This window comes from Pseudoxanthomonas mexicana, assembly GCF_010093385.1.
Taxonomy (GTDB): Bacteria; Pseudomonadota; Gammaproteobacteria; order Xanthomonadales; family Xanthomonadaceae; genus Pseudoxanthomonas_A; species Pseudoxanthomonas_A mexicana.
Window position 1 is genome coordinate 1 of the sequence record NZ_PDWV01000089.1, and the last position, 7441, is coordinate 7441.

The 7441-nt window shown below is 68.9% G+C and carries 7 protein-coding genes; 1 reads left to right on the forward strand and 6 read right to left on the reverse strand.

The window, feature by feature from the left end:
* The 5 genes from CSC76_RS19200 to CSC76_RS18405 form a co-directional block, all read right to left on the reverse strand.
* Positions 1-243: hypothetical protein (locus CSC76_RS19200; protein ID WP_238395091.1), on the reverse strand; the 243-nt coding region annotated here is incomplete at its 3' end.
* Between the two features lie 549 nt (positions 244-792).
* The gene (locus CSC76_RS18390) at positions 793-1239 is read right to left on the reverse strand and encodes a PaaI family thioesterase (protein ID WP_162111407.1); all 447 of its coding nucleotides are present in this window, start codon (positions 1237-1239) and stop codon (positions 793-795) included.
* Positions 1236-1622 (reverse strand): hypothetical protein, encoded by a 387-nt coding sequence (locus tag CSC76_RS18395; RefSeq protein ID WP_162111408.1) that lies wholly within the window; start codon positions 1620-1622, stop codon positions 1236-1238. Before CSC76_RS18395 ends, CSC76_RS18390 begins: the two co-directional genes overlap by 4 nt.
* Before the next feature lie 8 nt (positions 1623-1630).
* Positions 1631-2836, reverse strand: a complete 1206-nt coding sequence (locus tag CSC76_RS18400) for a PQQ-dependent sugar dehydrogenase (RefSeq protein ID WP_238395092.1) — start codon at positions 2834-2836, stop codon at positions 1631-1633.
* A 25-nt stretch (positions 2837-2861) separates the two neighbouring features.
* On the reverse strand, positions 2862-4724 hold the full coding sequence (locus CSC76_RS18405) for an ABC transporter ATP-binding protein (protein ID WP_162111410.1): 1863 nt from the start codon (positions 4722-4724) through the stop codon (positions 2862-2864).
* A gap of 70 nt (positions 4725-4794) precedes the next feature.
* Here CSC76_RS18405 and CSC76_RS18410 point away from each other — a divergent pair, with 70 nt between their 5' ends.
* On the forward strand, positions 4795-6297 hold the full coding sequence (locus tag CSC76_RS18410; RefSeq protein ID WP_162111411.1) for a S8 family peptidase: 1503 nt from the start codon (positions 4795-4797) through the stop codon (positions 6295-6297).
* A gap of 8 nt (positions 6298-6305) precedes the next feature.
* Here the strand turns inward: CSC76_RS18410 and CSC76_RS18415 are convergent.
* Positions 6306-7441: efflux RND transporter periplasmic adaptor subunit (locus tag CSC76_RS18415; protein WP_238395093.1), on the reverse strand; the 1136-nt coding region annotated here is incomplete at its 5' end.

Consider the following 7441-nt stretch of genomic DNA (forward strand, 5'->3'; position numbering starts at 1 on the left):
GTGAGGGGCAACGAAGTCCGTATCCGTCTTGGCGTCTGCCTTGAGCCAGATCCGCGATGGCAATGGTTTCGTGGCTTTGCGGGATGGCTTTTCTCTTTTCGCATAGATGGCGCGCTCGCCGCGAGGCGTCACTTTCTTTGCTTGTGCAAAGGAAGTGACCAAAGAAAGCACACCCCAGGCGGCACGCCCTGCGCTTCGCTCCGGGTCCGCGAGCGGGCCAGGAACTACGTAAGGCACATCCATGTGCCATACGAAAACGCCGCCCATCCAGGGCGGCGCCCTTCGGGTTTTGCCTGTCCCGCTCGCCGTGCCTCATGGGGACCCGTGAGCGGGAGCAAAGGCAAAGTCAAAAGCTTGTCGCGAGCTTCGATCTGTCGGGCGCGGCTCTTGGGACCCCTTAGGTCCGGCAGTCCCGGTGGGTCAAACCCCGCAGGGGCGGCGCACAAGGATGTGCGCCGTTTTCGGCCGGGGCAGGATGCCCCGGCCGAAAATCCCCGCCGGGGCTGCGCACCCGCCGCGCAGCGGCGGGCGGACCGCCGGGGTGTGTTTCTTTTGCCTACTTTTCTTTGCACAAGCAAAGAAAAGTAGGGCCCCCGCGGCGAGCGGCACCATGCCAAACCGGCCGCCATGCCTCAGCAAACCCACGAAAGCCAACGCCGTACTTTATGAACACCTCCCAGCCCCCACGAATCCTCAGCACATCTCATGCGCGCTTTTTCTTTGAAAAACACCCCAACCCCTCTCTCCCACAGGGACTTCCTTCGGTCGCCGCAGGGAGAGGGGCTTCAAAACTCAAGCGCTCTTCTGCGGCAGGATCTGGCACACCGCCTGGCACATCACCAGCACCCGACCGGCGTCGTCGCGGACCTCGCCGGCGAGGAACAACTGCGTGCGCGTGCGTTCCACCAGCCGCGCATGACAGATGATGTGCGGCATCTCCGGCGTCACCGGGCGCAGGTACTGCGTGTTGAGCGAGGTCGTCACGCTGGGCGGCGCGATCAGGTACGAGAACGGGCCCAGCGTATTGTCCAGCGCCGCCACGATGAAACCGCCCTGCATGTGCCCGATCGGATTCTGGTAGCGCGCCAGCACCGGAAACCGCATAGCCAGCGACTCGCCTTCCACATACGCGACCGGCTCGCCCTGCATGTTGGTCAGGCAGGGCGGCGGAATCTGCAGCGGTCCACCCGTGGGCAGACGGGCCCGCAGCAGCGCGTTGATGTCGGTGCCGTCGCTCATGGCGTGAAGCTCAGTTCGAACGAGGTGAGAAACGGCGCGCGTGGCGGCGCGGGCAGCGTCCAGCCGGCGATCTGCGCCTGTACGCAAGTCGCCAGGGCCGTGCCGCCATCGCGCCACGTATGCACCACCTTGCCCGCGGCATCCAGCTCCGCCACCACCACGAACGGCGAGGTGTCGGCGTCCGGGGCGGCGCAACGGGCGATGGCGTCGTCCAGCACGCGAGCCTGGGCGTCGCGCATCGCCCGCGAGGTCAGGGCATGCAGCGACGCTTCGTCCGCGTCGGCGCGCTGCTTGGCCTGTGCATAGTCCATGGTCGACTGCGCGTGGGCGGAAAGCGCGGTGCTGGCCGCCAGCAGGAGCGTGGCGAAGGTGACGGTACGCATGTGCATGATCACGGGGCCTTCGGCGGTTCGATCCGCAGGAGCTTGCCGTCTTCCTCATCGGTGACCACGTAGACGTTGCCGTCCGGACCCGCGCGCACGTCGCGGACGCGCTCGCCGATCTCGTTGAGCAGACGCTCCTCGCCGAGCACCGTGTCGCCCTGCAGGGTCAGGCGGATCAGGTTGCGTTCGGCCAGCGAGCCCAGGAACACGCTGTCGTTCCAGGGACTTTCGGGGCGCCCGGTGTAGAACGCCATGCCCGATACGCCTGGCGACTTCTCCCACACGTGGAAGGGCTGTTCCATGCCGTCCTTCGCTTTGCCCTCGGCCTCGGGGATGGGCTGGCCGGAGTAGTTGATGCCGTGGGTGATGACGGGCCAGCCATAGTTCTTTCCGGCCTGGGGCAGGTTGATCTCGTCGCCGCCGCGCGGGCCGTGCTCGCTCTGCCACAGCGTGCCGGTGCGCGGGTCCAGCGCCATGCCCTGCATGTTGCGGTGGCCGTAACTCCAGATCTCCGGACGCGCGCCGGCCTTGCCGACGAAGGGGTTGTCCTGCGGCACGCTGCCGTCGAGGTTCAGGCGCACCAGCTTGCCCTGCAGCTTGTCGAGTTCCTGCGACATCGCGCGCTTGTTGCGCTCGCCCTGGCTGATGAACAGATGGCCCTTGCCGTCGAAGACCAGGCGCGAGCCGAAGTGGTTGGGGCCGTCGACCTTCGGTTCCTGGCGGTAGATGACCTTGACGTCGGTGAGCGCGTCGCCGGCCAGCGTGCCGTAGGCGACCGCGGTGCCGGCGGTACCGTTGTCGCCGGGCTCGGCGTAGCTGAGGTAGATGCGCTGCGTGGTGGCGAAATCCGGGGCCAGTACCACGTCGAGCAGGCCGCCCTGGCCGGTGGCGAACACTCTCGGCACGCCGCTGATGGGTGCGGATACGGCCCCGTCGGTGCCGACACGGCGCAGCGCGCCGCCGCGTTCGGTGACGAGCATGCTGCCGTCGGGCAGGAACGCCAGTGACCACGGATGGGCCAAACCGCGGGCCACCTGGGTGACGCGGATCTGGCCCTTGGCGCTGGTCAGCGTCTGCGCCGGCTGACTGGCGGGCGCGGCTTGTGCCGCCGCGGGTGTCTTGGCGTCGGCGTCGCTCTTGGCGGAAGAATTGCACGCGGCCAGCGGCAGCGCGAGGAGGAGGGCGGTGGCGAGTCGATAGTGAACGTGGCGCAACGTCGTGTCTCCTGTGGGGGGAAAGTCAGCGGTAGCCGGCGGCCTGCAGTTCGAACAGTTCGGCATAACGGCCACCCTGGGCCATGAGCTGTTCGTGCGTGCCGCTCGCTTCCAGGCGGCCTTCATCGAGCACCAGGATGCGGTCGGCCATGCGCACGCTCGAGAAGCGGTGCGAGATCAGCACGGCGGTCCGATTGTCCGACAATTCCTTGAAGCGTTGGAAGACCTCGAACTCCGAGCGCGCATCCAGCGCAGCCGTGGGTTCGTCCAGGATCATCACCTGCGCGTCGCGCATGTAGGCGCGGGCGATGGCGATCTTCTGCCATTGGCCGCCGGAGAGGTCCACGCTGTTCTTGAAGCGGCGACCCACCATCTGGTCGTAGCCGCGCGGCAGGCTTTCGATGACCTCGTCGGCCATGGCCCGCGCGGCGGCGGCGCGGATGCGGTCCTGGTCGTGCATGGCCTCGATCCGGCCGACGCCGATGTTCTCGCCCGCGGTCAGGTGGTAGCGGACGAAGTCCTGGAAGATCACGCCGATGTTCGCGCGCAGGTCGTCGATGTCGTACTCGCGCAGGTCGCGACCGTCCAGCAGGATGCGGCCTTCGTCCGGGTCGTACAGGCGGGCCAGCAGTTTCACCAGGGGGGTCTTGCCGGCGCCGTTCTCGCCCACCAGCGCCCGCACCTCCCCGGCGCGCAGTTCGAAGTCCAGGTGCCGCACGGCCCAGCGTTCGGCATCGGGATAGCGGAAGCCGACGTTCTCGAACACGAAGCCGCGGGGGATCGGCCGCGGGACGGGGCCCGGATCCGCGGGCGAGGCGATCTCCGGTTCGATTTCGAAGAACGAGAACAGGTCGTCCAGGTACAGCGCCTGCCCGGCCACCTGGGAGAAGCCGATCAACAGGCCTTCAAGCAATTGGCGCAGGCGCAGGAAGCTGCCGGCCAGGAAGGTCAGGTCGCCGATGCTGAAGTCGCCGCGTACCGTGCGCCAGGCGATATAGCCGTACGCCACGTAGTAGCCCAGCGTGCCCAGCGCCGCCAGCAGTGCGCCCCAGAAGGCGCGTCGCCGCGCCAGCGCGCGGTTGGCAAGGAAGAACTTCTCCGCCAGCGTGCGGTAGCGGTCGATCAGGAAACGATGGAGGTTGAAGATCTTCACCTCCTTCGCCGTTTCCACGCTGGCGCCCATCTGGCGCAGGTACTCCAGCTGGCGGCGTTCGGGCGTCCACTGGAAATTCAGCGAATAGCCCAGCGCATTGAAATGGGCCTCGCCGATGAAGGCCGGCACCAGCGCCAGCGCCAGCAGCGCGATCAGCCACGGCGCATACACCAGCAGGCCGGCGGCGAAGCTGACCACGGTGATGGCGTCCTGTACCTGGCCGAACAGCTGGCTCATCAGGTTCATGCGCCCCATCGTCTGCCGGCGCGCGCGGTCCAGCTTGTCCTGCAGGTCGGGGTCTTCGAAATCCTCCAGGTCCAGCTGCGCCGCGTGTTCCATCAGGCGGATGCTGGTGGCGTTGGTGAACAGCTCGGAGAGCAGGGCGTCGGCGTAGCTCACCAGCCGCCCCAGCAGGTCGGACACGATGGCCAGGGTGAATTCCAGCGCCAGCAGGCCCAGCAGCGTGTCGAGCTGTCCGCTGCGCCAGGCATCGCCCAGCGAGCCGAAGTCCAGCCCCAGCCCGACCAGGCGGATCGCCTCGTCGATGATCAGCTTGCCGATGTACAGCGTGACCACGGGCATGAGCGCGCGCACCACCCGCAGGCCCAGGCTGGCGACGGTCAGCGTGCGGCTGGTCTGCCAGATCTGGCGCAGGAACGGCGCCAGGTTGCGCATCGCATCGAAGCGCTCGCGCAGGTTGGGTCCGGTGGCTCGGGCGGTGCGCGGAGACGGCATCGTGGACGGAAGGGGCAGCGGCGGCTGTGCCGCGATGCGGGTAATCTAGCCCAACTCACAGGGGGTCGAGATGAAGAAGCTCGTCGTGATGGCGTGCCTGCTGTTTGCGGGCATGCCGGCGCTGGCCATGGACAAGGTGTCGCTGCAGGCAAGGCAGGTGGCGCAGCAGCAGGGTCGTGCGCGCGTCGTGGTGATGATGGAGGAGCTCGGGCACGGCAAGGCGGGAGCATTGCGCGATACGACGTTCGCCAGGGAACAGCGCGTCCGCCGCCAGGGCGATGCGTTGCTCGGCATGCTGCCCGGGAAGGGCTATCGCCTGCATCGCCGCTTCGCCCGCGTACCCGCGCTGGTCATCGAGGCCGACGCGACCACGCTCGCGCGGCTGGAACGCAACGTGTGGGTGCGCAAGGTGGACGTGGACCGCGGCGGCACCGGTGGCGCCGTCGCGGCGGACGAAAGCGCCGTGCTCAACCGGGTGGACCTGCTGCAGGGTGTCGGCCTGGATGGGAACGGCATCAAGGTCGCCGTCGTCGATACCGGCGTGGACACGGATCACCCCGACCTGGCGCCGCGTGTCGTGGGCCAGCAATGCTTCTGCTCGCACATTTCCGGCAGCGGGTGTTGTCCGAACGGGCAGCCCACCCAATCCGGTGCGGGCGCGGCGGAAGACGACAACGGCCATGGCACCAACGTCGGCGGCATCATGGTGGGGGCCGGCCCTGTCGCGCCGCGCGGCGCGCTGCCGGCGGCGCAGCTGGTCGCCATCAAGGTGATGGATGGCGGCAATGGCTTCTGCTGCACGTCGGATGTCGTGGCCGCACTGGACTGGATCGCGACGCAACACCCCGATACCGACGTGGTCAACCTCAGCCTGGGTACCTGGGACCTGTTCGCGGGTGCCTGCGATGCCTCGGCGTCGTATCTCATCGCCTTGAAGAGCGCCGTCGATACCTTGAACACGCAAGGCACCGTGGTGGTGGCATCCAGCGGCAACCAGGGCGACCTGCAACGGATGGCGGCACCGGCGTGCCTGAGCAACGTGCTCGGGGTGGCGGCGACCTGGGACATGACGGCGGAGTCGACCACCTTCCTGGGCTGCACGGAGGCATCGCGGTCGCCGCGGCAACCGACCTGCTTCAGCAACCGGAGCACGACGACGGCGCTGTTCGCCGCCGGTGCGTTCGTCCGGTCGGCCGGCTTGAACGGTGGCATTTCGTCCTACGGCGGCACCTCGCAGGCCGCGCCGATGGTCGCCGCGTGCGCAGCGGCCCTGCATCAGGCGGCACCGCTGGCCACGCCAGCACAACGCATGGCTGTCCTGCAGCTTTCGCCGTCGCGACTGACGGACCCGGCCACGGGGAGACACTATCCGTTCCTGGATTGCGTCGATGCGGCGAAGCTCCTGGATCCTGCGCGCTTCCTCGTTCGCACGAACGGCTCGCAGCCGCTCATTCCCGGACGTGCCGAGTCCGCCCTGCCTGCGGCCACGATTCCGGTACTGCGCGTTGCCGATGAGGGGCGCGCGCCGCAACGTCACCGCCGCGCCCGCGGACCCCGCAGCATCGAGCGTTGACGCTCGCGTCAGCGCGCGGCGAGCGCGACCGCCAGCGGCTGCACGGACACCGCCTGGCCCGGTTCGACGCGTTCGCCGCCGCGCACGATCAGGCGGTCACCGGCGCGTACGTCGCCACTGACTTCGACCAGATCGTCCACGGCGGCGCCGGTCTTCACCGCCAGCCGTTCGGCCTTGCCGGCAGGGTCCACGCGCAGCACGAAGTCGCCCTCGCGGCGCAGGATCACCGCATCGCGCGGTACGGCCACGACGCTGCGGACCTCCGCGCTGGGCAGGCCCACGTCCACGGCCGTGCCCACCGGTGCCTGCAGGTCGTCCAGGACGATGCGCAGTTCCAGCTGCCGCGACGCCTCGTCGCCCACGGGTACCAGCGCACTGACGGGGTAGTCGCGCTCGCCGTCGGCGCTGCGCACGCGTACCGTCGTGCCCTGGCCCAGATGACGTGCGAGTTCCACGGGCGCACGCACGCGCACCTCGGGTGCTGCCGTGTCCACCAGCCGCGCCACCGATGCGCCGGTCACCAGGTACTCGCCTTGTTGCGTGTGGCGCTCGGCCACGATGCCGTCGAAGGGGGCGCGCACCACCATCTGCGTGCGCTGGTGCCGGATCTGGGCCAGCTGGGCCCGCGCGCGAGCCTGGTCCTGCGCCAGCATGTCGCGTTCGGCCCGCAACTGCTCGTACTGGGAGCGCGCGATGTTCTGCTGGGCCGCCAGCTGTGCGTAGCGTTGTTCCTGCCGCACCGCGAGGTCCAGCTGGGCCTGGATGCGGGCCAGCTCCGCCTCGCTCTCGCGTTCGCGCAGGCGCAGCGCCGTGTCGTCCAGCACCGCCAGCGGCTGTCCGGCGCGTACGTGCTGGCCGACTTCGGCGACCTGCTGCACGCGCCCTTCCAGCTCGCTGGCCACGCGCGCGTCCCGACGGCTGATGATGCTGCCGGGCGCCCAGTGGCGTGGCGCGAAGTCGGTGCGCACCGCCGGGGCGACGCTGACGATGGCGGGCGGCGCGTCGGCGGCGGCGGGTGCACTGGCATCGGCGTCCAGGCGGAGCAGGGGCAGGGCAAGGATGCCGGCCAGCGCGAGGGCGATGAGGGATTTGTGCAGCAGGGGCATGTCGTTCTCCGGAGCAGGGGTCAGACAACGGGGTGGGG